Origin of the sequence: Chitinophaga sp. Ak27, from assembly GCF_012726295.1 — a bacterium.
GTDB lineage: Bacteria > Bacteroidota > Bacteroidia > Chitinophagales > Chitinophagaceae > Chitinophaga.
In genome coordinates this window covers 1430651-1457044 of the sequence record NZ_JABAOB010000001.1, presented here as the reverse complement: position 1 = coordinate 1457044, position 26394 = coordinate 1430651, and the positions used below count along the sequence as shown (strand labels likewise).

General features: G+C 42.5%; 21 protein-coding genes. 12 read left to right on the top strand and 9 right to left on the bottom strand.

Features of this window, described 5'->3' with window-relative positions; translation table 11 throughout:
- The first annotated feature begins 20 nt into the window (after positions 1 to 20).
- The 7 genes from HGH90_RS05700 (at position 21) to HGH90_RS05675 (ending at position 11378) form a co-directional block, all read left to right on the top strand.
- Positions 21 to 2939, top strand: coding sequence for a glycoside hydrolase family 2 TIM barrel-domain containing protein (locus HGH90_RS05700; RefSeq protein WP_169190615.1), 2919 nt, complete (start codon positions 21 to 23; stop codon positions 2937 to 2939).
- Between the two features lie 79 nt (positions 2940 to 3018).
- Entirely contained in the window at positions 3019 to 3150 is a 132-nt protein-coding gene (locus HGH90_RS31940; protein ID WP_262888548.1) for a hypothetical protein, read from the top strand.
- Between the two features lie 301 nt (positions 3151 to 3451).
- A complete protein-coding gene (locus tag HGH90_RS05695) occupies positions 3452 to 4018 on the top strand; it encodes an RNA polymerase sigma factor (protein WP_168767616.1) in 567 nt (188 codons plus the stop codon).
- Positions 4019 to 4095: 77 nt separating this feature from the next.
- Positions 4096 to 5256 carry a FecR family protein gene (locus HGH90_RS05690; RefSeq protein ID WP_169190614.1) on the top strand — a complete coding sequence of 387 codons (1161 nt, stop codon included), beginning with the start codon at positions 4096 to 4098 and terminating at the stop codon, positions 5254 to 5256.
- A gap of 199 nt (positions 5257 to 5455) precedes the next feature.
- Complete coding sequence (locus HGH90_RS05685) at positions 5456 to 8755, top strand: TonB-dependent receptor (protein ID WP_169190613.1); 3300 nt, start codon at positions 5456 to 5458, stop codon at positions 8753 to 8755.
- Positions 8756 to 8783: 28 nt separating this feature from the next.
- On the top strand, positions 8784 to 10511 hold the full coding sequence (locus tag HGH90_RS05680) for a RagB/SusD family nutrient uptake outer membrane protein (protein WP_169190612.1): 1728 nt from the start codon (positions 8784 to 8786) through the stop codon (positions 10509 to 10511).
- A 30-nt stretch (positions 10512 to 10541) separates the two neighbouring features.
- Positions 10542 to 11378: a DUF5018-related domain-containing protein gene (locus tag HGH90_RS05675; RefSeq protein WP_169190611.1), complete on the top strand. Its 837-nt coding sequence runs from the start codon at positions 10542 to 10544 to the stop codon at positions 11376 to 11378.
- Between the two features lie 51 nt (positions 11379 to 11429).
- Here the strand turns inward: HGH90_RS05675 and HGH90_RS05670 are convergent, their stop codons facing one another.
- A complete protein-coding gene (locus HGH90_RS05670; RefSeq protein ID WP_168767611.1) occupies positions 11430 to 11969 on the bottom strand; it encodes a prolyl-tRNA synthetase associated domain-containing protein in 540 nt (179 codons plus the stop codon).
- A gap of 122 nt (positions 11970 to 12091) precedes the next feature.
- Here HGH90_RS05670 and HGH90_RS05665 point away from each other — a divergent pair, with 122 nt between their 5' ends.
- Positions 12092 to 12538, top strand: a complete 447-nt coding sequence (locus tag HGH90_RS05665; protein ID WP_168767610.1) for a hypothetical protein — start codon at positions 12092 to 12094, stop codon at positions 12536 to 12538.
- A gap of 113 nt (positions 12539 to 12651) precedes the next feature.
- On the opposite strand, the gene HGH90_RS05660 is transcribed toward HGH90_RS05665, so the two are convergent.
- The gene (locus tag HGH90_RS05660; RefSeq protein ID WP_168767609.1) at positions 12652 to 13437 is read right to left on the bottom strand and encodes a helix-turn-helix domain-containing protein; all 786 of its coding nucleotides are present in this window, start codon (positions 13435 to 13437) and stop codon (positions 12652 to 12654) included.
- A 91-nt stretch (positions 13438 to 13528) separates the two neighbouring features.
- Here HGH90_RS05660 and HGH90_RS05655 point away from each other — a divergent pair, with 91 nt between their 5' ends.
- Genes HGH90_RS05655 through HGH90_RS05640 form a run of 4 tightly spaced genes read left to right on the top strand, consistent with a single transcriptional unit; the run spans position 13529 to position 17754 of the window.
- Positions 13529 to 13774: a hypothetical protein gene (locus HGH90_RS05655; RefSeq protein WP_168767608.1), complete on the top strand. Its 246-nt coding sequence runs from the start codon at positions 13529 to 13531 to the stop codon at positions 13772 to 13774.
- Complete coding sequence (locus HGH90_RS05650) at positions 13771 to 15105, top strand: TolC family protein (RefSeq protein ID WP_169190610.1); 1335 nt, start codon at positions 13771 to 13773, stop codon at positions 15103 to 15105. Before HGH90_RS05655 ends, HGH90_RS05650 begins: the two co-directional genes overlap by 4 nt.
- A gap of 10 nt (positions 15106 to 15115) precedes the next feature.
- Positions 15116 to 16162, top strand: coding sequence for an HlyD family secretion protein (locus HGH90_RS05645; RefSeq protein WP_168767606.1), 1047 nt, complete (start codon positions 15116 to 15118; stop codon positions 16160 to 16162).
- Positions 16163 to 16164: 2 nt separating this feature from the next.
- Positions 16165 to 17754 (top strand): MFS transporter, encoded by a 1590-nt coding sequence (locus HGH90_RS05640; RefSeq protein ID WP_169190609.1) that lies wholly within the window; start codon positions 16165 to 16167, stop codon positions 17752 to 17754.
- Between the two features lie 438 nt (positions 17755 to 18192).
- Here HGH90_RS05640 and HGH90_RS05635 read toward each other — a convergent pair whose 3' ends face one another.
- From HGH90_RS05635 to HGH90_RS05605, 7 genes are all read right to left on the bottom strand, one after another.
- Positions 18193 to 19680: a hypothetical protein gene (locus HGH90_RS05635; protein WP_169190608.1), complete on the bottom strand. Its 1488-nt coding sequence runs from the start codon at positions 19678 to 19680 to the stop codon at positions 18193 to 18195.
- Between the two features lie 5 nt (positions 19681 to 19685).
- On the bottom strand, positions 19686 to 21353 hold the full coding sequence (locus HGH90_RS05630; protein ID WP_248276984.1) for a RagB/SusD family nutrient uptake outer membrane protein: 1668 nt from the start codon (positions 21351 to 21353) through the stop codon (positions 19686 to 19688).
- Positions 21354 to 21643: 290 nt separating this feature from the next.
- A complete protein-coding gene (locus HGH90_RS05625; RefSeq protein WP_169190606.1) occupies positions 21644 to 23518 on the bottom strand; it encodes an O-antigen ligase family protein in 1875 nt (624 codons plus the stop codon).
- Positions 23518 to 24687 (bottom strand): TlpA disulfide reductase family protein, encoded by a 1170-nt coding sequence (locus tag HGH90_RS05620; RefSeq protein WP_169190605.1) that lies wholly within the window; start codon positions 24685 to 24687, stop codon positions 23518 to 23520. The genes HGH90_RS05625 and HGH90_RS05620 overlap by 1 nt, the downstream gene beginning before the upstream one ends.
- 59 nt (positions 24688 to 24746) lie before the next feature.
- Entirely contained in the window at positions 24747 to 25208 is a 462-nt protein-coding gene (locus HGH90_RS05615) for a DUF1573 domain-containing protein (RefSeq protein ID WP_169190604.1), read from the bottom strand.
- A 78-nt stretch (positions 25209 to 25286) separates the two neighbouring features.
- Positions 25287 to 25784, bottom strand: a complete 498-nt coding sequence (locus tag HGH90_RS05610) for a hypothetical protein (protein ID WP_169190603.1) — start codon at positions 25782 to 25784, stop codon at positions 25287 to 25289.
- 32 nt (positions 25785 to 25816) lie between these two features.
- Positions 25817 to 26311, bottom strand: coding sequence for a hypothetical protein (locus HGH90_RS05605; RefSeq protein ID WP_169190602.1), 495 nt, complete (start codon positions 26309 to 26311; stop codon positions 25817 to 25819).
- Between the last annotated feature and the right edge of the window lie 83 nt (positions 26312 to 26394).

Here is a 26394-nt window from a genome sequence, read left to right as displayed (position 1 = left end):
TTTTTCATAAAAGGTAATATATGTATTGCTTGAAAATAGTGTCCTTATTCACCGTTATTAGCCTGTTTGCCCTTTTACCTGCCTCCGCACAAAACAGGACCGTACTTAATTTTAATACCAACTGGGCTTTTCATCGCGGCGACACTACCGGCGCAGAAAGTATTTCGTTTAAAGACAACAGTTGGGCCGCCGTTAGCATTCCCCACGTGATGCGCATTGAAAAAAAACACAACGGGGGCAACCAGGTATACCAGGGCGTTGGCTGGTACCGCAAATATTTCCGGGTACCGGCTGCTTACCGCCATCAGCGGATAACCCTGTGTTTCGATGGTGTGCAAATGAACTGCGATATCTATCTCAACGGGAAAAAAATTAAAACGCATACAGGTGGATATATAGGTTTTGTGGCTGATCTTTCTGATCATATTTTTTTTGATAGAGACAATGTACTGGCTGTAAGAGTCACGAATACCGATGATCCACGCACTACGCCCGGCAAGCCCCAACAGCACCTCGATTTTAATTATTTTGGCGGCATCTACCGGAATGTATCCTTGCTAGTAACTGACTCCTTGTTTATTTCCCACCCGCTGGAAGCCAATCGGGTGGCTGGCGGAGGGGTGTTTATTAAATATCCTGCCGTAAGCGAAACAGCCGCAGTGATGGAAGTTAACACTCATGTGGTAAACAATCATCTCACAAGTGATAATGCCACCCTGGTTTCCAAGCTCATAGATAAAAACGGAGCGACGGTCGCTACAGCTACCAGTCGCACGAAAGTGGAAACACAGCACGATAAAAATTTTCACCAGCAACTGACGGTGGCACAACCACACCTGTGGCATCCCGACCACCCTTATCTCTACCGGCTGGTATCACTGGTATACCGAGATGATAAATTAGTAGATAGCATATCCACTTACACGGGCATACGAAAGTTGGCCTTCCAGGCGGATGGATTTTATCTGAATGGAGCCAAACTATTCCTGCGGGGCGCTAACAGGCACCAGGCTTATCAGTATGTAGGCGATGCCGCCTCCGACCGTATGCAATACCTGGATGCGCTACAATTAAAGAAAGGCGGTTTTAACGCAGTGCGTGCCGCCCATTATCCGCAGTCGCCCGCCTTCCTGGATGCATGCGATTCACTGGGACTACTGGTGATTGAATGCGAACCTGGCTGGCAATTCTTTAGCAAGGATACCGCGTTTGTAAATCATACGCTGACGGATATACGCGAAATGATTCGCCGCGATAGAAATCACCCGGCAGTATTCCTGTGGGAAACCTCCCTGAATGAGTCTCCTACCCCAGCTTCTTGGATGGAAAAGGCGGTAGCCGTGGCTCATGCTGAAATGCCGGGAGACCAGCTATTCCTGGCCGACGACTATAACAGCCGGAGTAAAAGTTATTACAACGTTTCTTATAAAGTAGTCAATGAAGATGGCACCGATCCGATGCCCTCGCAACCTTTTCTGACACGCGAATGGGGCGACTCCTGGATGGCGGATGCCACCGGTGAAAACAGTCTGCGTGCCTCCCGGATCTATACAGAAAAAGGAATGATTAATCAATGTATCCTCCGGCAAAATGCACTCAATGGCGAAACTTCCGAAGCAGCCGGAGGTTACTGGGACCATGGAAAACTGGATGCCAACCCCAGGATAGGAGGGTATTTTGTGTGGAGTTATAACGACTATACCAGGGGCTCAGACGCCGTTACCGCGTTCAGTGGGGTGGTAGACCTGGATCGTTATGAGAAGTTTGGCTATTACCAGCTGAAGGCTATGCAAGACGCACATAACCCCGCCTATGGCCCTATGGTGTATATTGGCAGTTACAACAACCAACCTTCGGAAGATAGCACGATCATGGTCTTTTCCAATTGCGATGCTGTAAAGCTATACAGGAACAATATTTTCCTAGGCCAAATGACCCGTCGCGGAAATGCTGCCACGGCTACTTTTGTGGCAGCGAAAGGAGGCAGCCCCTATTTCCTGTTTCATACAGGCAAATATGAAGCCGGCACCCTGAAAGCAGTAGGCCTGATGAAAGATGCGCCTGTTTGCACGCACACCGTGCAAACACCATTAGCTCCCCATCACCTGGAAATAACAATCCCCGAGGGGCTGTCGGCCTTCCCTGCGAACGGGTGGGAGATGACCCCATTTTATGTAAAGGTGTGCGATAAGAATGGCACCGTGATAGCCAATCAAACACCGGGACAATCCTACCTGTTGCATATCAGCGTAAGCGGTGCAGGGAGCCTCATAGGAGGAAATATCCCCGCCACAGGTATCTCCCCGCAACAAACGGAAGGCGGGATTGCCTATGGCATTATTCGCCATGGCAGCAAACCTGGTAAAATCGTGATACATGCGGAAACAAAAGAAGGCTTGTCTGTGGAAAAAGTAATTAACACAGTTGCTGCCAATACAGCATTTCTAACGGACGGTAAACATCCGCATTGGATAGATGAAAGTAAGATAGTAGTAGCTGCTATCAAAGAAACGGCCGTTGCCAGCAAAGCACTCCATCCCATTATGCTTACTGGTAAGCCACTTAGCATAATGCCTGTTACAAACCAGGAGAAAGTACCGCTTATTACTGATAACAATACCGCCACTGGCTGGACGACAGGAACTACGGCCTTTCCTTTAAACATAACGATCGACCTGCAAGAAAATTATCAGCTCTCCGGTAGCCGGATCGTATGGGGAAAAGACAGTGACTGGTATATCTACAGTATCGCGATATCAACAGATGGTGAGCACTGGACTACGGTAAAAAATGCCATACGTGCATCAGGACAGGATTACAAGCCGGTAACATTTGATCCCGCAAGCGGGCGGTATGTGCGTTTCCAGGTGACAGGTATTCAGCCAGAGAGCAGCAAAGTAGCGATCCGGGAGATAGAATTGTATGGCGAGAAGAAGTAGAGCAGTGCAATATTGCCCATTATCGCTCTTATTTTTGCAGCTAAGTAACAAGCCTCCTGCTAAATGATACATTTGGTAGATGATTGCTGGGCTGGTTCCCTTCCTGTTACTATTGGCTGCCCCGGTGGCCGCACAAATAAAGCAGATTGCAGCAAATGACCGCCGGACCGCCTACCATGCGCAGTATGCCGGCGATTCCATCAAATGGTAACAGGAAAGCAATACCATTTTAATCATCAAATGCAATGGAGATAGTCTTTTTTATAACTCGTGAAGCAGATGTAACAGGCCGTTCTTTTCAGGACGGCCTTTTTTATTGCCATTGTTGGTAAACAGGTACTACAATCGATGTAAATAATTGTCGCTAAAAAACTATAAAAAAGTGACAATATTATATTAGGAAGATAACGGAATTAATTGGAGTTTTAACAAAGCGTCATAGATAGATCACTGTGATAAAACAGTGTTACACCACGTTACTTTAATCTCTTTACCAGATATCCTTTTGATAAATGTATTCCGGCCATACAGATGAACAGTTGGTAGCGTTGCTGGCCAACGGTGATGAGAGTGCATTTAATGAGATCTACAACCGGTATTGGAAATGGCTGCTTTTTATTGCGCACAAACGCCTGCGTGATACTGAGGCGGCCCGTGAAGTTATTCAACAAGTGTTTCTGAACCTTTGGAATAAGCGCAACCGCATTATGATCGCTTCATTGCCGCAATATTTGGCGGCAATGGCCAGGCATGCAGTATATCGCCACCTGGCTAATGAGGGGAGGAGACAGGAAGCGCAAACCGGCGCTATGATACAAACGGATGTCTCGCACGCTTTTGATATCGACAATAAACAACTGCTGGAAATCCTGATCAGATATGCCCACGAGCTCCCCGAAAAGTTTAGCATCGTATTTATACATCATAAATTGATGGACAAACCCCTCGAAGAAGTGGCGCAGGAACTGGGCGTATCACCCCGCACCGCAGAACGCTATATAGGCGAAGCTATGAAGATAATGCGCAATAAACTACGCGCCCTGCGTACTGCTATATTCACCACTTTCCCCCTGTGGTGAAACTTTTTTAAAAAAAGTGGCGATTTGCTGCGTACAACTTTCCATTTCATGTATCTATTATAGTAAATCCCGGATCTATGCACCCTGATAAGGACGCAATACAACAGCTTGCCCGGAAATATATGGATGGCGTTGCCAGCGATGAAGAGATAAGACTCCTCCACGACTGGTACGACGACGTCAATCCGGGAGAGATGGAAGCAGTATTCACCGATAGTAGCGAAATGCAGTTCGGGACCGATACCTGGCAACGTATACAGCAACAAATGAACGCTGAAAAGCTGTCCCGGGCGAAGATACGTCCGTTGCATCGCTGGTGGGCCGCTGCCGCTGTATTGGTACTGGCCGGTGGGCTCTGGGCCATCCAGGTGCATAACAACCGCCATAAAAGCGCTACGATGGTGGCCAGCAAGCCATTGCATGATATCAAGGCGCCGGCTGCCAACCATGCCGTATTAACATTGGCGGGTGGCAGGCAGATATTACTCGATAGCGCCGGTAACGGCCTGGTAGCCAGCCAAACGGGGATGAATATCATGAAAAATGACAGCGGCAGCATCGTATATGTGGGCGATGGAAGTCAACACGATATACAATATAATACGCTGACAATTCCTGCCGGAAGCAAGCCTTTGTCGATCGCATTATCAGATGGGAGCAGGGTGTGGCTGAATGCGGCATCTTCCCTGACTTTTCCGACCGCGTTTTCCGGTAAAGAAAGAAAAGTACTGATCAATGGAGAAGGATACTTCGAAGTAGCTACTAATTCCCAGGCCCCTTTCGTGGTAGCCCGCCCCGATAAAGGGTTGCAGGTACAGGTATTGGGAACAGCTTTTAATGTTAATGCCTACGATGGAGAACCCGATATACGCGTTACCCTGATCTCAGGCGCCGTAAAGATTTCCAGGGGAGCGTCGCAACCAGCTGTTACCATGGCGCCAGGCCAGCAGGTACGGATCTCCCCAACAAATATGGAAGTACTGAAAGATGTGGACATGGATGTAGTAATGGCCTGGAAAGATGGATTATTTGTGTTTGATGGAACAGACATCCAGGTGATGATGCGGCAAGCGGCGCGTTGGTATAACATCACCGTAAAATATCCTCATGGGGTGCCGGCAGAGCACTTTACCGGATCGCTTTCCAGAGATGCCAGTTTATTGGAATTCCTGAAGATACTTGATTACAGCGGCGTAATAGCCAATATTGATGGTAAAACCGTATTCATTAATCCTTAAAAATAAGTCTATATAAAACAAGAAACCGGCAGTGTAGCAGCACTGCCGGCGGAATGTTCAGGCAAATATAGTCCAATTAACCAATTGCTTTTATCAACCTAAACAACATGAAATTATGAAATTAAGATTTCATAAGCAATTCCTCGTTAGCAGATGGAAGGCGAATTGCTTCCGACAGTCAACCAAAATCCTGTTAGTTATGAAAGTGACGTGTCTCCTTGTATTATCGGCCTGTTTGCAGGTATCGGCCGAAGGATTTGGTCAAAACATCTCCCTACATGTCAAAAATGCGCCCCTGGCGAAAGTATTCCGGGAAATCAGCCGCCAAAGCGGTTACCAGGTTTTTGCCAACGACCGCCTGTTGAAAGGTATTGGCCGGATAAGCGCCGACTTGCAAGGCGTTTCGCTGAAAGTCGCCCTGGATGCCTGCTTTAAAGACCAGCCGCTCAGCTATGTTTTCGTAGGTAAAACGGTGGTGATTAAACAAACTGAAAATACGGAACCGGCAATACCACCTATAGAGGTAAAAGGGGTGATCAGCGATGATAAAGGAAGCCCTCTCCCTGGTGCCTCTATCCGTGTAAAAGGAAAGAAGAAGGCCGTTGTATCCGACAACCAGGGTGCTTTTACACTCACGGCAGAACCAGGTGATCAGCTGGTGATTTCTTTCATCGGGTATGAAGACCAGGTGGTTACCGTAAATGGGCAGACAGAGATCAGGGTTGCCATGAAATTAGGTTCCAGTAAAATGAATGAATTAATAGTAGTGGGATATGGCAAACAATCGAAACAAACAGTAACCAGTTCTATCACCACGGTGAAGACCGATAATTTCAAAGATGCGCCTTACACGGATATACAGTCAGCACTGGCTGGCCGTGCCGCCGGCGTAGTGATAAATTTTAGCGGAGGCGAGCCGGGTAGTGTGCCTTCAATGACCATCAGGGGCGGCGAACCACTGATCGGGCAAAGCGCGCCGTTATACGTAATCGATGGTATTATCCGCGACCGGGACGCTTTTACTGCATTGAACATGAACGATATTGAAAGTATCAGTTTCCTGAAAGATGCCGCCGCTACCGCAGTATATGGTTCCAAAGCTTCGGCAGGCATTGTACAGGTAACTACCAAAAGCGGGCAAACAGGCAAGCCCAAAGTGTCTTATTCCAATAATATGGCCTGGAATACCCCCAATCTTTTCCCCAAACTGATCAATAGCTATGACAAAGCATTGGTAGGAAATGCCATCGGCGAGGCCGCCGGTAACGGAAAGTATTCGGTGTATACCCAGGATCAGCTGAATAAAATTAAAAGCGGTACCGATCCGGATTATCCCAATACCGACTGGTACAGCCTGAGTTTCCGAAAATATGCACGGCAACAAAATCATGCATTGTCGGTAAGCGGTGGTAATAAAGAAACTAAATACTATGCCGGCCTCGGATATTTCAACCAGGGAAGTAACTATGTGAATAACTCCTTCCGCGTACAACGTTTTTCCTACAATACGAAGATCAGTACCTCTTTTGATCCGATAGGGCTCAACATCGCCCTGGGCCTGAACGGATATTATACCTACAGTACTCAACCACCTGCCGGATCCGGTTCTATCTTCAGCCATATCGTGGCTAAGAGCCCGCTGGAGAAGGCGTACAACAAAGACGGCAGCTTTTCACCCCTGGTGGATCACCCGTTGGCCGAGATCTTTTCTCCAGGATACAGCCGGAGCGAGGCCATGTTCAACGATGGTAATCTTACCTTCACCTGGAATGTACCCTGGGTAAAAGGACTTACATTGAAGGCGTTGGGCGACTATACCTTTATTTCAAATCCTTCTAAAACCTTTGATGTATTAGCCACCCAGTATAATACAGATGGTACTATTTACCCTACGCCGAAGCCTTCTTTGTCAGAAAGCAGCAGTAATACCCGCGCCTACAATGTGGAATTCCAGGCGGATTACAATACCGCGTTCGGACAACACTCATTGGGTGCTACACTGGTGTCTGTAACCCGTGGTGGAAACAATAAATGGTTCAGTGCACAAAGAAAGAACTTTGCTTCCACCGCTATTGACCAGATGTTTGCCGGAGATGCAGCCACGCAGGTAAATGATGGCTCTGCCAGTGAATGGGGAGAAGTAGGTTATGTAGGCAGGATCAAATATGACTATGCCAAGAAATACCTGCTGGAGTTTGTTGGACGCTATGATGGTTCCGATTATTTTCCTCCATCCAAACGTTTCGGCTTCTTTCCGGCCGTGAGCGCCGGCTGGCTGGTATCTGAAGAAAAATTCTATGATGAACTGCATCTCGATAAAGTATTCTCCTACTTCAAATTCAGAGGTTCTTACGGTAAGGTAGGTTCCATCGGTGGTACCAAATATGCTTATCTGCCACAATATGGCGTACATACACAAACCTATGTAGCCAACGGTAACCTGGTAAACGGTTATTATGAAGGCGGGCTCACCATGGCGAATCAAAACATTACCTGGTTTTCCACCCGTTCCCGCGACTTCGGCATCGAGTTCGAAAGTCTTAAGAAGAAGTTGAGTGGTAACATCGATTACTTCTATACCCGTACCACCAATATCCTCGGCAGCCCGGCCTACCGGTATACCGATCCTTTGGGACAAGGCCAGCCACAGGTACTTACGGATGCGGCTACCCGTAAGGAAGGCTTCGACGCAGCGGTTACCTACAATTTTAATATCAACCGGGAACTGAAAGGTTATATCGGCGTTAACTGTACCTACTTCAACTACCTGTGGGAAAGAACAAATGAAGACAGCGCGTCGCTCACCAATCCGTATACCCGTAGCCAGGGCGTAAACCAAGACTACTATGCGGCGATGTATGGCTCTCGCGGCTTATACCAGAACCTGGATGATATAATGAATAATCCGACCCGTATCACGTCTTCTGCCTTGAGTTTGGGAGATGTGTGGCTGGAAGATACCAATGGAGATGGTAAGATCGATGCGCAGGATTTCCGCCGCCTCGGTAAGTCTACCTCTCCACGATTTACTTTTGGTATCCCGTTTGGATTGGAATTCAAAGGGCTGAAGCTGGATGCACTCATCCAGGGATCGGGCACACGCAATGTATACCTGGGTGGCTACCTGCAAGGTGGTGAAGGCTTTGGCAGGATCAATTTTGACTTCCAGAAAAATTACTGGCTCTCATCCAACAAAGACGCCGAATTCCCCAGGGCTGGTAACAACACCATGAACTCCAACAATAACTATACTTCCAATACCTTTTGGTTGAAGAATGCACGCTTTGTACGCCTGAAGAGTATAACACTCACGTATAATTTCAGACGGCTGCTGAAAAAAACAAGCCAGTTCAATGAACTGTCGGCATTTGTTAGCGGCAACAACCTGCTCACCTTTTCTCCGGTAGACAAATTTTTTGACCCGGAGCTGGCAGATAACAACAACTTCTTCTACCCGGTAAATAAAACATACTCAGTAGGTATCCGTGTGGGATTCTAAGTTATTTATATCCAAAAGTCTGAAAACAATGAAATACTATATCATATTGATCATGGCGTGTATCCTTACCTTTACTTCGTGTAATAGGGTAATGGATACCAAACCGCTGAACACCTATACGGGCAGCGATGTATGGAGCAATTACGACCTGGCACAAGGGTACATATATGAATGTTACTCCAATTGCATGGGATACATTTTTTCCTGGAACTATGATGCTATCACCAAAAGTGTACGTAATCATCCCTGGGGAGGAGCCTTTACATCAGAAAAAACCGAGCAAATAGACCGTAACAACGACGAGGGTTGGGGCGCCTTTGGTAATATACGTCGCGTAAACCTGGTGCTGAAAAATGTAGCGACTGCGCCTTTTACAGCTGTGCAGAAAAGCACTTTCCGCGGAGAAGCACTGTTTTTACGCGCGGCCATTTACTCCAACCTGGCATTCCGTTTTGGTGGGGTACAGCTGGTAAAGGACGTGTTGAGTGTTGAAAGTGACTTTAATATCCCTCGTTCTTCACTGAAAGATACGTACGATTTTATCCTGAGCGACCTCGACTCTGCAGCTAACCTGCTTCCACAAACCAATGAGCGGGGACGTGCTACCAAAGGCGCTGCATATGCCCTGAAGATGAGAGTAGCCTTGCAGGCAGGCGCTTATCTCAATGATAATAATTATTACAGGGCAGTAAGGGCAGCGGGCGACAAGCTTTTCGCGTTGGGGCAATATAACCTCGACGACTATTCCAATATGTTTAACGCCTATAGTTCGGCCATCGCATCAACGGAAAATATCCTGGTATTCGAAAGAAAAAATACCAATACTGACTTCACCAGCACTCCCATGCAGTGGTTGGTATGCAACAGTGACCAGATAAGTTCCAAATTAACAGCAGCGGCTATGCAAAAATATCCGCTGAAAGAATCTATTGAAGGATGGATGAACTATGCTCCCACACAAGACCTGGTAGATGACTACCTGGTAACCGACTCAGATGGGAAAGAAAAGAAATGGGATCAGACTTCCTATATCACCACCGGCGGCAGTGCCTATGAAAAGATGTATAAGAACAGGGATAAGCGCTTTTATGCTTCTATTATCTGTGATAGCTCGAAATACTTTGGTAACTGGGCCTATTTGAGAGCAGATGGTAACGCATCCTCCAATGTGCAACCACTGAACGGCGGTAACATCAACGGCGGTGCTTCTGTTACCGGCTACCTGTTTGCAAAATATGTATACCAGGCTAAAAAACTTTGGTACTCCGACCCTACAGATTTCTGCTACAGTGTACTACGCCTGGGGGAGGCCTATCTTAATTATGCGGAAGCGTGTATTCGTTTGGGTGATGAAGGAGCGGCACGTACCTACCTTACCAAAACATACCAGAAACATGGCGGTTTCAGTAATGCGATCACCTCTGCCAATGAAGACTTATGGAATGATTACCGGAGAGAGCGGCATATAGAAATGATCCTCGAAACCGGCGACCGTTACTGGTCACTGCTGAGATGGGGAATGCAACTCACCGGTGGCTTGAAACAAGGTTATGAAAACACTGGTATGGCAATTCCCGAACTGAATGGTAAGCAGCACGGTATGGCCATCACCTCAGATGGTAAAAGCTACCAGGTATTTGAGATGAATGAACAGAATGGACAGCCGCTGAAGTTTACGCCTAAACGTTACCTCTTTCCTGTACCGCAGGCAAAGATCGTCGCGTTGCCGAGTCTCTCACAGAATGCAGGGTGGTAGCCCATTTTAATTAATTCAATCTTGTTTAGTATGAAAAATAAATATATCAACTTTATTATAGTAGCACTTAGCTCGCTGGCGCTGGTGTCCTGTCTGAAAAAGGATCTGCCACAGATGACCAACTCCGGGCTAAACGATATCAGCGACTTTAACCTGTACTACAAATATGTAGACACCATTATAGATAACAAAGGTACCCCACAGGAGAACACACGTATCCAGGTGGAAACGGTACAGTTGAGCAGAACTAAAACCATCTCAAATGACACGGTATACGTAACGCCCAGCTTCCCCGCCGGTTTCCCACGCAATGAAAAGCCCAAGGTGACCCTGGCGAAGATATGGGGTTATGCCAACATTCCCGAAGCAGCCATCATTGCACCCACCGGCAGTTCACCCGCATTGGGCAAGCCAGGCGATTTTACAAAACCAGCGGAATATGAAGTAACAGCCGCCAATGGTAACAAAAAGAAATGGGTGGTGGTAGTCACCCCGCTGCCAGTGGTGAACGCCTGGGAAGGCACCTACCTGGAGAGCGGCACGCTCAACCACGCATCAGCAGGATTGCAAACCTGCCCGGTAGGATTTACGCAAGACCTGCTCACCGTGAGTGCCACTAAATTGAAGGCTACCGCAGGTTTTTGGTACTTCAACAATTCCGGTATCACCTACTTCATTACGGTAAATGCAGATAATACGGTCACCATTTCCAGCGATCCCGATGCGGTGGTAGCCATACAGCAGGAATCAACGCCTGCGTCTACCTATGACCCGGTGAACAAGCGTTTTACGCTGTATTACTACTATTACAGTGGCGGCAATCCTGCCAACTGGCGCAGGTTTAATACTATACTGACGTTGAAATAAACAATGCATATAACAGAACGGCCACCCAAACGGTGGCCGTCCTGTTATCATTTATATCTCTATCATCTTCGGTACATGCCCGGCATATGCCAAAAAATCATGTATAACCCAATCCATAGGCACTTTCATATAGCTCGTAGTGGTACCGTCACTACAGCCATACCATTCTTCCGACAAAATATCTTTGTCAATGATCACTTGTATCTGATGCGCTTTATCCAGCATAACCCCGAAGATAGTAGTCGCCCCAACAGCGGTGCCCAACATGCTATCCAGTAATTCCACCGGCGCAAACGACAATCGTGAAATGCCCAATGCGGCGCTCAGGTCCTTCGTCTTAAAAGGTTTATCAGCAGTGGTAACAAACAGGTAGAAATTGGTCTGTTGCCGGTTACAGAGGAACAGCGTTTTTACCGTTTTCATGTTTAGCTGTTCGTTAATCCGGGTACAATCCTCCATCGTGATCGCTTCGTCGTTATCTACCCGTTGAAATGGCACGGCTAATTGTTCTAATGTATGGTAAACCATTTCCTGTAGTGGTGTTTTGAAAGTAACAGGAGGAGTGGTTATGGGTGCGCTTACATAGATCATTTGTGAAACGGGTTTAGCTATAATTTTTCAATGTACGAAGATATGAGATAATCAAGCGGTGATTACAACTCCCATTTTTTTGTTAACTTCCACATTTACGCTGATCATATTTAATGATTTCTATGGAATCTAAGATTGCTAAACAGATTGGAGGAAAATCTGCCTTTGTGGCAGTATTATTTGCTGTCATTGTTTTAGAAATTTTCTGGCTGATGATGGGTACCGGAGAAGATCTGGCCAATCACCTGATTTTCTTTATAGCAGCCCAGGCCAATATATTTGTGGTTACTTTTTTTATACTTCTTTTTAGTGCTACTTATTTTTTAGGTAGATACGCGGGAAGGGATATCTTAACCTTTAATAAGAATCACATTTGGATTGGAATTAAGTACGCTTTACTGACAAGTGTGATAAATTGGATTTATCTGCTCATTGTTTATCAGGTGAATCACATCTTGGAACATGCATGGAGCGCGGTTCTGGAAGCCCTGTTGACTTTAACTATTGCTATATTTATGGCGTGGATGTTTGCAGTGAAGAGAATCCGGTTAAAAGCCTCAAGGGAGTAGCGGCAATAAAAACTTACGGCTTGTATGAAGGTGAAAATGGATAACCTGAGTTTGTCTGTTTTCGCGCTCTGAGCTAGATCCTTAATCAGTTGGGATGTAGCCCCCTTGATCTATTATGAAGACATTGCCTTGAATTCCGTAGGTCTCATGTTTGTCAATTGGTGAAAATTATTACTGAATGCCGATATATTGGAGTATCCAATCTCATAAGCAATTTCGGTCATGTTCAAATCAGTGTCTTTAATCATTTCCATAGCCCGAATAATCCTCAACATTTTTACATATTGAACAAAGGTGATGTGAAGTTTCGTCTGAAATAACCTTGTCAGACTTCTCACGCTCATTCCCGATTGCATCGCCGTTTTTTCCAGGGTAATATTTTCATTGAGTCGACTTCGAAGCTGACCAACAATAGCCTGGAGCCGCTGATCGTCGGTAGTGGGCAGTTGGATCGAAAACTTTTTAAGGTTTTCTTTGGACAGCACGTTTCTCATTGTTGTTAGAAACTCAAATTCCCAGGAACCTTTGTGATAATCACCCTGCCATTTTTCGGTAAAAGAAAGCATTTCAGATAAAAGTTTGCTCACCGGATAAATTCCCATTTCGTCGTAAAAAACGCCCGTACTTTTCCCTGGAAAATAGATGTTGATAATATATAGATCCTGCGTGTTAAACATCAGGTTGTGGGGATATTTTTTCGGAATCCAGATATAGTGATTGGACGGAATATAGAAATCTTTTTCATCAGTTTGCAGGTAGGCAATTCCCCCGAAAACCAATAGCAACTGAGCTTTGTCATGCTGATGTGAAGGCAAACGCTGTTCGGTTTGCTGACGCATGACCACAATTGACGTAGGATTTTGGTCAACACTATTTATGAGTTGCTTAAGGATCTTCATGTGGCCAAATATAACAAATATTAGGCTAATTATATAAAAGGATGAATTTCCAATGGGAATAATTTTGCTGCGTAAATAATAGCGGTTCATAATGAAACAGAAAATCATAAAGCCGGATAAAGGCATTGAGTGTGTGACACAACGTAAGTCTCCTGATAATATGGTATGGCATTCCGCAGATGAAATTGGTGCACCAAATATCTACTCGCTTGGTTATTCTGATCCTTTTATGCCCATAATGGATTTATCCTTTGTCTTTGATGAATTAAAAAAGATGGTGAATAGCTGGTTCTTAAATAAAAGTGAACGTACAATCAATAAAAAGAAAGGTGCATGAAACCATACAAATTAATACCAATTTTGGGAACTATACTGCTACTGTTCGTACAATCTCTCCATGCCCAGGATTTAAAAACTACGCCAGTATTTAGCTTAGACGAAATGTGGAAAATTGCCGAAATGAATAACCGCCAACTAAAACTATCGGATTTAAATCTTCAACAAAGTAATCTGGAAGTCCTGGAGGCTAAAGATCGCTTGCTACCGGAACTTTCAATAGGTGGAGATCTAAAAGCCAATTCAAAATTTCTCATTTATGATAACGGATTATTTTCATCCCCACAAGATGTACCTGTAAAGGGCTATGGCTACCGGGTAGGCTACAACTTGAATTTTACCATCTTTAATGGTGGTAAAGACAAAAGGAATATCAAGATGAAGGAGGAAGGGGAGACTCGTAGTCAATATGAAGTTGATATGCAAAGGCACGGCATAAAATACAATGTTGCGGATGCTTATTTGGGTCTATATAAGTTTCTGAACTTCCGTGATTTTCTTGCTGCAGAAATTGCTGCGGAGAAAAAGCAGCTGTTACTCATCGAAAGCTTACACAAAAATGGTATCGTGCTAAAGAGTGATGTGCTGAGAACCTCGGTGAAATTGTCACAATTGGAATTAAGCCTTTCAGGTATTGAAAAGAAGATCGACATCACCAAACAGCGTTTGAATATATTGATGGGGCGAGATAATAAAGAGGAATTTGATATCACTTATAAAAGTGGTTTTGAAATGGATGCCAACACGGATACTAGTTACGCCGATTACGTAAATATCGCACTCCATCAATCGCCCGAGTATAAAATGGTTACCAGCGATCTTAGATTGAGTGAGATGAATATCAGGCAAATTAAAGCTACGCTGTTACCTAAAATTGCTGTGTATTCGAATTACGATTATACCTATCCACAGATATCATTCTATCCTTACTCGAATGATTTATGGGGATTTGGACAAACAGGAATCAAGATGCAATTTTCTATTGATAATTTATACAAAAGCAAACATGCCATTGCACGTGCTCAGGTCGTAAATGATCAGGCAAGAGAAATGATCAATATAAAAAAGGATGAAATTTCTATTCGGGTAAAAGAGGCGTTTTTACAGCAACAACAGGCTTGGGAAAGTGTAAAAATGGCGAAGGAAAATATCATCAAAACGACCGAAACCGTCAGGGTCATCAGAAGTAGCTATCTCAATCAGGAATCACTTTTGACAGATCTTTTAGAAGCAGAAAATGCCCTGCTGGAGGCAAAATTTAATCTGACAACCGCACATACCAATTTAAAACGCACTCATATCCAACTGCTGGCAATCGTTGGAATGCTTTAATACAAACACTATGAAAGAAAACAGAACAGATAAAATAATCGTGACGCTAACAAAATGGTTGGGAATCGCCTTATTTACCGCGATTATCATTTGGACAGCCCTTTATTTTTTAAAAGGATACCGTTATGAACAAACCAATGACGCACAGGTAGATGCGTATTTATCACCAGTAAATGCAAAAGTGGGCGGCTATATCAGCAAAATTTATTACAAGGACAATCAGCAAGTTCAAAAAGGCGACACGCTTGTGGTTATTGAGATTGATGAATACAGACTAAAAATAAATGCCGCATCAGCAGAACTAATGAGTTCGCATGCCAAAATGCCTATTTTGGCTGCTAACGAAGAAACACAAATTAAGAGCGTCGAAGTACTAAAAGCACAGCTCTCTGGTGCAAAAGCAAGATTAAACCAGCAGCAAAGGGAATTTGACCGTTATAGCAGTCTACTGGCAGATGAATCTACCACCCAGCAAAAATTCGAGAACGTCGGTACAGCTTTGGCTATTACCCAATCTGATTATGATCAGACAAAGGCTTCCCTGGCGGTTGCGGAATCCAAACTAAACGATCTTAGAGCGCAGCGTAATGTAATAAAGGCCGAAATCGAAATCAAGGAAGCGTTACTCGAGCGGCAGGAACTGGACGTTAAATATACCGTTATCACCGCACCTTTTAATGGGCAGATAGGTAAAAAGAATATTCAGGAAGGACAATTGATACAGCCAGGGCAAACACTGGCATTTTTAGTGAACAAATCTGAAGAAAAATGGGTGATTGCCAACTTCAAGGAAACACAGATTGGTAGTTTCAAGATTGGCCAGGCAGTATCAATAGAAGTAGATGCTTTCCCAAATGAGAAATTCAGCGGAGCCATTGAATCATTATCCCCAACCACAGGCTCCCGTTATTCATTACTTCCGCCGGACAATGCTACCGGTAACTTTGTGAAGATTATACAACGTATTCCTGTTAGAATCAAGCTCACCGACAAGCCGGAAAAATTAGCTAATCTCTCTGCTGGAATGAATGCCAATGTTTACGTTTTAAAAGATTAATCATGCAAGCACATGAAATTACGATTTTCAAATCATGGGTATCCGAATGGATGGCAAGATCCGTGATATTCGCCATTCTCATGACTTGCCTGTTTAGTTTCGCCTTTTACGGCAGTCCCGTTGCGGCAATGGGTTTTTATGGCATACAGCCTACTGATGTTCAATATGCCATGATAGTTGTTTATGGCTCAACCGTAGCTTTTTTGGCCCTGGATTTTCGCATTGTAAAGTATTTTGCTCCAAGGAAGTACCTGATCATGGCACTTGCCATCAATGCAACATGTTCCATTATTTGCTTTCATTTCAAAAATTGGGCACTATTTGTCATTTGCCAGTTTGTGCAAGGGATTACCTGTGCGTTGATGTCAGGCATCGTCTTGCAACTTACTTTTCCAAGATTACAGTCCACACGTGCTAGGGTGATTGCATATAGTCTCCTTTACGGAAGTATCCAAATCTCCGTTCAGTTTTATTCAATTTATGCTAGTATAGTACTTCATTTTTATGACTTTAACTGCCTATTTTATGGTCTCAATATAACGCTCATCATCTTGACATTTATTGTGTTACTGACCATGAATAGCAAATCCCGATTTACAAAGAAGATACCACTTTACCAGGTGGATTGGTTGGGATACCTGTTTTATGTATCTTTTATTTTGATATTAGGATACATTTTGATCTACGGGCGGCAGTTGGGCTGGTTTGACTGTCCGTTAATTGTTCTTCTCAGCTTTACCAGTTTAATCATCTTTATACTATTTGTTATTAGAGAGTTGAAACTTAAACGACCGCTGATCAACTTAGAGATTTTTAAGGTAAAGAATTTCGTCGTCGGTCTACTGCTGCTTTTTACGTTTTACATTTTCAAAGGAAGTACCGGACTTGCTTACGGTTATCTTGAAGTCATTTTAGGCAATGATCCACTCAGTACTATTCCGATATGGATCGCAGTAATTATGGGGACCGTTCTGAGTATGTTTGTTACCTCCCGATTTGTCCTAATGGGATACAACCTGATAAGAATTATCATAGTAGGTTTTGGTTTTATGGCGCTCTACTATGCTTATATGATACTTTTCATCTCTGTACAAGGGGAAACAATTGACTTCATGCTGCCCATGTTTATCTATGGTGCTGCAACAGGAGTATTGTTTGTTCCAATTGTTTTGTTCACCACCTCCGCAGCACCGCCAAAGATTGCGGTAAATGCGTCACTTATCGGAGTTTTTGCGAGATTTACTGGCTTTACAGCCAGCCTGATGCTTAATACAGAACTTCAATTATTTTTCAAATCTGCAGTCAGGGAGAAGGTTCGGGAAACATTGGCAGAAATTAACCCGCAATTGCCTGTTATTTTAAAGGATATCCAAAACAAATATATGAATGCTGGCAGCGATATCTATACCGCAAAAGGAGTCTCAGGAGAGTATTTGAATCGACTGGTGGGGCAACAAATAATGGCGCGTACTACCCGGGATTATTATGATTGGATGTTTGTTGGAGTAGTATGTGTCATAACGCTGTTATTATTGGTCCCGCAGATTCAGCGTGTGGTACTTAGATTAAAGAAAGGAAATATGCCGTATTAGATAGGATTGATCGCCGAAATCTTCGGCCTGCCTAAAAACAAAAATGGACAAACCTAAGTTTGTCCATTTTGTGCCCCCTGGTGGAAGATTATCGAACTAGTTCATGTTGATAATGAAACTTTTATCTAATCTTTTCAATTCATAATTATCATGAAGAATGTAATGGGACTATTACACAGATTTCAGCTGACTGGCTGAGAGTATAATCCAATAAAATCACATTATGGAATAGTTGCGATTTGATCTTTTCAAAACTAATTTCACGAATTTCATTTCTTCCATTCTTGCTACTTTGCTACAAGGTTTTGACTTTTTGTCTTGGTGTGGCTTTCTCCCATTGAACACATCCGCTTTCGCTGGACGCACATAGTTCGGTAAGTTTCAAGGGGTTAATTTTTCTGTCCTTACGACGTGTACCCTTTGATATACAAGATGATTTCACAGCCATACCTGCTGATTATCAATGTATCTAAAAGGGCGTGCCAATCTTTCATTTCTACCTTTTTCTACAAGTCGGTAAATTCCTCCGGATGGCACTTTCTCCACTGGAAGCACAGAATCCCGTACAGAAACGATGTCGGATACCTTTTGCCACTCACCATCATTATCAATAAAATAGAGCGTGTATTCTTTACCTATCTTCACCCATGACTCTGAACCGGTATTGAGTTTAGAAAGTTTCATCTCCAAAAGAACACGTTTATCAGCAGAAAAGTAGATCTGCCGTCCTGCCATATCCAATAAAAAAGGACGTCCGGTTAGTCGAAAACCATCACCATCTGGTAATGCAACATGATACAAAATGTTTTTTCCCATTTGCTTTATACGCACCTCTGTACCTTGCAGAATGTTGCCCCAGTAAACTGGAGTCCATCCGCCAACGTTAAAAGCACATATATAGGCAATTTTCTTCTCGGTTCTTTGGGGAAGGATAAAGTTGATATCGGCAACATCAGTATGAACGGCAGTAACATCCAACCAGTGATCGTGCGCTATGCCGGGTAGCAAAAAGGAATCATTGCCCATATAAGGCCGAATAGAGTCTCTCCAGGTATTTGTAGGAATAAAACTAATCCGAAAAACTTTTGCAGCATGCTTTAACTCATGCCCCGGAATAGCATTTATCCTTCCAGTTGAGTCCAATGCTGCGACCTCCGCATGTCCGCCATTCTTTGATCCCCAAAAAGGAACATAATCCAATGCCGCCGGAATACCGAAGCTACGCAACATGTAAACAGCCGTATAAGCGCCAAAGTAGCAATCACCTTTTCTAAGACATTTCATCATATCGAAAGACATTGATCCGTAATGTTCCAAAGGGATATTGTCAAAGGCGTACCAATTTTCTGCCATGGACAATAACTTCAATGTGACAGTCATCAGGTTTTCGTTATTACTATGTTGCTCTAGTTTATAAGCAGCCAATACCTCTTTCAATAGTCGTTCCTGCTCTCTAAAAAAAAACGTGCGCCAATTCTGGGATTCTTCCTGATAGATTTTATAAGCAAGCAAATAATTATGAAGTATATTTTTGTCCACGTTATGATTCCATGCCCATGTTTTCATATAGAAGTTATAACTATCTATATGAGTTTCTAACAGACTATCAGAGAAGATGCTACTATCTGGCAGAAGTTCTTTACGGATAGACAGACCATTTTTGATCAGAAACGAAGGCAGATCTATGGTATCTAAACTAACTTTAACAGTCTCATTTGCTACTTCATCGTAAAAAACATTTCTCACCGATGTTTGTTGCTTAAGCTGTTCTTTAAAAAACAATGCAGCCTCCAGTCTAAAAGAGTCTTCAGGGCTTTCTGAATACTTTCGAATTAATGTATTGATGTCCGCATGTTGAGTCCTATTACTGCAGGAAGCGGTTGAAATAATGAAAAACAGTAGGAAAATATTGTACTTTACCCGCATGATTTTTATTTTCGTTTTAAAAATGCTGAAGGTAATGGAAGTAGAAGTTGGTTAGTAACAAGACTCCTTTTCCTATTTACCGGATGAGGCACATTGGTAATACCAAATTTCTTCCCGTTTGCTGAAATATTGATTGCATCAACTGGCTTCTTCAGCTCCTGTAGAGAAATCTGGTTATTAAGTTTTGCCCATCGTAACAATGACCAATACCGATCATTCTCAAAGAATAGTTCTACACGTCGCTCGTTTTTATAACCTTCCCATGTAAGCGATAGGGGAAGGTGGTTAGGAATGGGCGGTAGTCCTCCATGCAGCGTATGGGTTATATTTATCACGGCTATTGCCGAATCTCTGTTACCACTAAGTAATAGAGCTTCTGCATAATTCAGCAATACTTCTCCCAGGCGCAAAACAGGAAGAACATGATCAGTCGCATCAGTATACCAAACTTTCTTTGTTTCGTACAACGTTTTCCGTACATAGTAACCTGTGGGAGATAACTGGTTACCGTCTTTCCGCGCATAAGTACTTAGATTTCCACTATCTCTTGTAAAAACCACGCTGTTAAAATAACTGGACGAGTCATATACGATACTTGCATAAAACCTCTTATCACGTTGTGCATACAAAATCGAAGAGACATAATCTTGTCCTGGTCTGTATTGCTTATATAGATTGGTCTCATTCCACTTTTTTGCTCTCCCATCATTATCAATGACCAGGTAAGCATCTGTTAAATTTTGAGTTGGATACCTTTTCGACCATCCGTCAAATGCATCCCTTAATGATGGGCCATAACCCGATTTCATTTTCCCATCAGACTGATTCACAACTAAATCCTGCATCAGCGTATGCTGAAATTTTGTATAGGCCTTTGGCTTATATACTTCTAAGATAACTTCCTTACTGGCCCGGCCTTTGCTAAAATCGTTGAAGAGACTTTTATAGTCGGGATCTATCTTATATTCCTTCTGTCGTAGAATGACTTTAGCTGACTGCATTACCAAAGTTAAGTATCGCTGCCTTTCTTCTGGAACATATGCAGCCGCTTGTAAGGATACTCGCGTTATCATGGCCAGTGCAGCCACTTTAGATGCCCTTTCAGTGCTACAAACATCCGGTAATAGCGTCGCACAACGCTGAAAATTATTAATAATAAAGCGGTAGGTTTCGGACAAAGAAGAATAATTCAGCCCCGAGCTAAAAAAGTCATTCCCAGTTGCCAGGGAATCAACGTTCAAAGCACCGAATCGCTGTACCCAATAGTAATAAACCATGTTTTTCAGGAACGATAGCTCCGCCTCCCAACGAACACGGTTGCTGTCATTTATCTTAGTATTTTCTTTTATGATCGTCACCAGGTGATTACATAGTTCTATTTTACCCGATTGATTCCATTCATCAGCATAGGCGTTATCACTCCCTACGACAGCTATTGGATTATACAGATTGTCTGTCCGTTCATCTGTTGTACAGGCATCATAATAGAGTGGGAACATTATTTTATCATAAGTATCCTCAATCAGGCTCTCTATCAATGCACTATCGCTTACCAGCAATGCGAGATGGTTCTTTCCAAAAACATTCGCAGACGAAGTATCCGGTGCGTTGCAGGCGGTAAACTTAATATAGCATAAACCCAAAATTAACGTGATAAAGTATCGTAACGTCATTGCCAAAATTCAAGGGGTGATAAAAGATGTGTACCTTACCAAATCAAGGCCTTACTAGCCATTACCAGAGAAATACAATGGTTCTTTTGCGTGCCATAAGGTGTTAATTTTCATAATTGAACGGTTTAATAAATCCACACTAAGTAATCCATTTGCGTTCCTTAATTTTCCACTCTCAACTTTTCAAACAAGTTCTAAGTACCAAGTGTAAACCAGTATATCCACACAACCTACTTTCAGTTTTTGTTGTATCCTGATAAACCGGAACAGTGATTTTTGAAACCCGTTTCCTATTCTCTAAAAGTCATTTTTTCTTTCAACTGTCTTTGAATAATTATCACTTCCTGCAACAACGCAGTTGTTTTCAGATTAGCTATTTTTAGTTTGCTCCTTAAAATAGCGGAACAATATTTATCGGCTTCAGACAATCTATTAGTAGCTAATAACAATTTCAATAAGTTCACTTTTGCCTGTAGCCTACTCGGCACCATATTTATCGCATATCTGAATGATTTTTCAGCTTCCTGATATTCCCCTGTATCTTGATAACAAACACCGAGATAGTTAAACAGACTCACATCTGAATATGACTCTGAAGACAATATAAACAGCTGCTTTGCCCTTTCGTACTCACCTGCCTGCATTAGCACACAAGCAAAGTTATAAAGAAACATTGCATCTTTATGCAACACAGAGTTATCCAGTTTTTCATATTCAGGTATAAGCAACCGCGTATCGTCACGCAAAGACAATTTGTAGTTTTTCTCCCACACAGTCAATATATAAATGTAAAAAGACATATATAAAATCAAACAGCCATTCAGAATGACCGCTATCACTCTACCACTATTGTTACAGAATTTACCAGGACTCAGTCGTATGGATGTTGTCGGGGAAAGTTCAGCACAACAGGCAATCGCATAACAGATTAATATCAGAAAGGGAGTATAAAAAAAGGGATAGGAAAATAAAGCACTAAAGAGGATAATAAACAAGGTAAGCCTTACTATATGTCCCAATAGACAATGCTGTTGTAGAACGCGGAATCTGAAACACAGGATAATAAGAACAACAAAAAGCGTCAAGCCGGCAAGGCCTTGCTCTATCGCAATAAGCATATATTCATTTAAGGGATGATGGAGCACGCCTGCATTACTGATTTCGGCCAATGAAGAGGGATGGCTCTCAAAATGACTAGCCTGTGCTGCCATGTAAACAAGGCTAAATTGATTATTACCATACCCTGTTACTATATGCTCCGGAATCAGCGATAAACTTATCTTCCAGATAAACATCCGTCCGTTGGTGGAAGCAGATTTCAGCAGCAACAGTAAAGGACAACAAGCAATACAAATTACTAGCATTTTCCATTTCCATTTTACAATTACCCTATCTCCCGCCTGCGGACTTGCCGTTCCCATATTTGCAGGAATCAAAATAAAAGCAGCGGAAAAAAAAGCAGCAGCCCATGCAGTTCTGGAAAATAGGATCAGCAGCAAAATCAGAGAAGCTGCAGAAAGTACTACCAGGGTGTACGTCACCGTTTTAGACAAACCCAAACCGGCCAATTGTTTCCTATTAACCACTAGGTAAAGCGATAACACCTGAATGATGGCAACTAAACAAGCATAAGGTGAAGGATTATCAAATGTACCTATCACCTTAAAGAATTCACGGGAAGAAGTTAATACATTAAAATATTGTAGATAGCCATGCAGAACAGTAATCCCAGCAAAAAAAATAAGCATCAGGCTTATACACTTGTAATCACTTAATGAATATTTAACCCTACTTGTGAAACGAAAGAAATAATAAAATAAAGTCAGTAGAATGGGTTTATCAATAGACGCAAAGTCCAGGGCGCTACAATTCCGTAGCAGGATATTCAACCACATGTAAACGAGATAGGCTGTAACCGCTATATCTATCAAGGAAACCCGGCCACCAATAGGGCCGTCATCCCAGAAAAAGATAAAATTTAATATAACTCCAACCAATAACAGGCTAATCAGGCAAGCATCTGTTAATTGCCGGTCAATCACTGACGTACCACCATTAAAAAAAAGTGCGACACAAAAAAAAACAAGAAAGGAATAGGGCCCTGTAATATACCTTCTCCCTTTGTACAATGGATAGTAAAAATAACGAATCAGAGTAATGAGCATTATTTGATTTGACTGATAATGGCTTTAATTTTTTTATCGGAATCCTTCGAATAGCCCGCATCGGCATAAGCAATTCGTCCGTTTCTATCAATAATGTAAATGGTAGGATACCCTGAAGCATGATACATATTGGCCACAGGTAAAGCGTCCATTAAAATAGGATAGTTTATCCTTCCATTCGCAAAAGCTTGTACTTTACTGTGGTTACTGTCATATACATTCAAACCGAGCACTGCTATATCTCTGCTTTTGTACAAGCTATCTATTTCATTTAGTACCGGCGTCATTTTCAAACAAGGGAAACACGACATATACCAAAAATCTAGGACGACAATTTTCCCCTTTAAACTAGCTAAGTCAACTGTCTTTCCCTGAAGATCTGCCAACTGCCAGGAAGGAGCCAATTCACCTACATTGAGTAATGATACGTCTGCTGCTTTTGTTTTAACAATAACTTTATATTGTTGTTGTTGCTGCTCGCTGATAAAAAAATAGGTACTATCACACTCAGATAACGTAACGTTATCAAATGTGTATTCCATATACTGCTTAAACTTATCCATTTCTGCATAGCTGATAGTACGTCTGGGCAATAGAGTATTCCTATCCAGCGAAATGGCATATGTCGATTTTTTTATAATGTCCATAGGCTTAAAGGAAGTATTGATATCAATAGCATACCTGCTTTCCACAATTTCAGCGCGAAGCACATTTGAATTCATATCGGCATTCCTGAAAGGTTGTAACAGATGTCTGTCTTTAATAAGATCCGGAATAATAAAAACAATAGAGTTCCCAGTAAAATTCGTATATCCATCTTTCTTTACATCATAAGCATTGATCGTTTTCTTTTCCTCATCCATCCACATGATTTGCTTCCCGTTATAGATCACATTCTGACCATTATTCTGATGAATATTAACCCAATAACCTAACGAATCTCCTTCTTTTTTGATCAGACTACACTGGCCTTCCAATGTAACAGTGTCATTATCCATAAAATACAATTTCTTCGCCCTAAAAGTAAAGCTAATACCTTTAATGGATTGGTAAAAACTATCAATTCTAGTGGCCCATTTTAGCTCAAATTGTCGCTGTCCCTTCCCAACGGAAACGATTACTAAGCAAAAGAAGACAACAGATAAGGTACCTTTGCTTTTACAGTTCATTTAAAAAAATTTAAATGGTCCTGCAAAAATATCTACTTTTACAGGACCTTAATTTACTATTAGTTAACAAGGTTATTTGTTTCAAATTTTAAATACAGGTCACTTCTTTGCGGATTCGTATTTGAGATTACCCTGAGTATTTTCGTGGCGGTCTTTTCAGACTTATCCACTTTTACATGCGCAGTAATAATCCCGCTATCTCCAGGCTGAATAGGTATCCTAGGAAAGTCAACGACAGTGCAACCACACGAAGGTTTTACGTCTTTGATCAACAGCGGTTTGCTCCCTGCATTTTTAAACCTGAAAGCATGAATGATCTCCTTCTTCGCTCCAATGTTTCCCATGTCAAAAAGTGTCTGATTGAAACTAAAAACCGGATAATTAAGACTATCCTGCTTTACATTATTAGTAGTTCGTTCTTCGGGTATTTCTATTACCTTGAGAGTGGAATCACTGTTGAACTTACAAGAGCCCATTAAAAAGCAAACAAGAATAGAGAGATATATAAGATAGTGTTTCATAAAATATTTACGGATTATTGTTAATCGTCTGTACCCCTTCCATTTCTCGGCTGCCAGAGAGATGAATCCATTTACAATTTACTCAACCACCAGAACACACCCCGCTCCGCTTGTACTACCACAGTAGCAATGCCAGATACCATCTGATCCCTTCTCCAAAACGCAGCCTGAACAGCTACTGTCCGCCGCTGTGCATTTGAATGATTCTTGTGGCGAGACAAGATATAACGCATTATTCTTCAGCTCCAGCTTTGTCATAGATACCTCATGCCCACCCTTGACAAGCACTTTCAGTCGCAAATAATAGTCGTTACCACTATGAACAATAGAACGATCTCTTAATTCAAAATCGCCTGTTCTTGTTGTCGTAACGATACGAAACTTTCTGCTGACCATCTCTTGTTTCATTTGACTTTTGGAAATTACTCCTTCTACACTACCACCACTCAATCTTCCAATGAGAAGGCCATTGGTATGCTCAGGCTCAATATTATTACCTTTACTACAACTCATCATCCCCATTGATAGTAAGATAAACAGTGTCAAAATAGTTGCTGTACATTTAATGATTTTCATAAAATACCTTATTTGATAAATAAAAAATAAAATCATTCAGAACTCAACACGCAGGAACTATCACCTTTGTCATTCCTGCATTCGCAACTAAGCTCAAGAGTTGTAAATATAACTGCACAGGAAGTACACTTTCCTGCACAGGAATAAGTTTCATTGGAAGACAGCAAATTTTTACCAGCATCCACTTTTAATTTGTTGTAAATTAGAAACTCATCCCCTTTGGTTGTTTTAATAGACAGAGCCAGATAGTAGGACGTATTATACTTTAGAATTTCTCTTCTCTCTATCGTATAATCCTGATGCTTTGCCCTATTCGCGATAAAAGTAAGGCAGGACTTATCTAACTGTGCACTAATGTGGCTAATATCAGCAACATTTAGTACCTGCTTATCAGAGACCCTGCCAATAGCATTGCTATTGCTGAGTAAACTATCCGGAGCATTGCCCTGTTTGGTGCAAGCAACGGCAGCCATACAGAAAAACAAAATAAAAAGCCGGAATACAGACTTCGTGGACATAATTTTCATTGAGTGTTTATTATTGATTGATGAATAAATTCATGGTAAATTGCCAGATAACTTAATAGACTATACGAAAATAGGGGCAAACC

What these genes read in the sequence shown, in the direction of transcription:
- HGH90_RS05700 (WP_169190615.1), top strand. Translation starts at nt 21, where the DNA reads ATGTATTGCTTGAAAATAGTGTCCTTATTCACCGTTATTAGCCTGTTT.
- HGH90_RS31940 (WP_262888548.1), top strand. Translation starts at nt 3,019, where the DNA reads ATGATTGCTGGGCTGGTTCCCTTCCTGTTACTATTGGCTGCCCCGGTG.
- HGH90_RS05695 (WP_168767616.1), top strand. Translation starts at nt 3,452, where the DNA reads ATGTATTCCGGCCATACAGATGAACAGTTGGTAGCGTTGCTGGCCAAC.
- HGH90_RS05690 (WP_169190614.1), top strand. Translation starts at nt 4,096, where the DNA reads ATGCACCCTGATAAGGACGCAATACAACAGCTTGCCCGGAAATATATG.
- HGH90_RS05685 (WP_169190613.1), top strand. Translation starts at nt 5,456, where the DNA reads ATGAAAGTGACGTGTCTCCTTGTATTATCGGCCTGTTTGCAGGTATCG.
- HGH90_RS05680 (WP_169190612.1), top strand. Translation starts at nt 8,784, where the DNA reads ATGAAATACTATATCATATTGATCATGGCGTGTATCCTTACCTTTACT.
- HGH90_RS05675 (WP_169190611.1), top strand. Translation starts at nt 10,542, where the DNA reads ATGAAAAATAAATATATCAACTTTATTATAGTAGCACTTAGCTCGCTG.
- HGH90_RS05670 (WP_168767611.1), bottom strand. Translation starts at nt 11,969, where the DNA reads ATGATCTATGTAAGCGCACCCATAACCACTCCTCCTGTTACTTTCAAA.
- HGH90_RS05665 (WP_168767610.1), top strand. Translation starts at nt 12,092, where the DNA reads ATGGAATCTAAGATTGCTAAACAGATTGGAGGAAAATCTGCCTTTGTG.
- HGH90_RS05660 (WP_168767609.1), bottom strand. Translation starts at nt 13,437, where the DNA reads ATGAAGATCCTTAAGCAACTCATAAATAGTGTTGACCAAAATCCTACG.
- HGH90_RS05655 (WP_168767608.1), top strand. Translation starts at nt 13,529, where the DNA reads ATGAAACAGAAAATCATAAAGCCGGATAAAGGCATTGAGTGTGTGACA.
- HGH90_RS05650 (WP_169190610.1), top strand. Translation starts at nt 13,771, where the DNA reads ATGAAACCATACAAATTAATACCAATTTTGGGAACTATACTGCTACTG.
- HGH90_RS05645 (WP_168767606.1), top strand. Translation starts at nt 15,116, where the DNA reads ATGAAAGAAAACAGAACAGATAAAATAATCGTGACGCTAACAAAATGG.
- HGH90_RS05640 (WP_169190609.1), top strand. Translation starts at nt 16,165, where the DNA reads ATGCAAGCACATGAAATTACGATTTTCAAATCATGGGTATCCGAATGG.
- HGH90_RS05635 (WP_169190608.1), bottom strand. Translation starts at nt 19,680, where the DNA reads ATGCGGGTAAAGTACAATATTTTCCTACTGTTTTTCATTATTTCAACC.
- HGH90_RS05630 (WP_248276984.1), bottom strand. Translation starts at nt 21,353, where the DNA reads ATGACGTTACGATACTTTATCACGTTAATTTTGGGTTTATGCTATATT.
- HGH90_RS05625 (WP_169190606.1), bottom strand. Translation starts at nt 23,518, where the DNA reads ATGCTCATTACTCTGATTCGTTATTTTTACTATCCATTGTACAAAGGG.
- HGH90_RS05620 (WP_169190605.1), bottom strand. Translation starts at nt 24,687, where the DNA reads ATGAACTGTAAAAGCAAAGGTACCTTATCTGTTGTCTTCTTTTGCTTA.
- HGH90_RS05615 (WP_169190604.1), bottom strand. Translation starts at nt 25,208, where the DNA reads ATGAAACACTATCTTATATATCTCTCTATTCTTGTTTGCTTTTTAATG.
- HGH90_RS05610 (WP_169190603.1), bottom strand. Translation starts at nt 25,784, where the DNA reads ATGAAAATCATTAAATGTACAGCAACTATTTTGACACTGTTTATCTTA.
- HGH90_RS05605 (WP_169190602.1), bottom strand. Translation starts at nt 26,311, where the DNA reads ATGAAAATTATGTCCACGAAGTCTGTATTCCGGCTTTTTATTTTGTTT.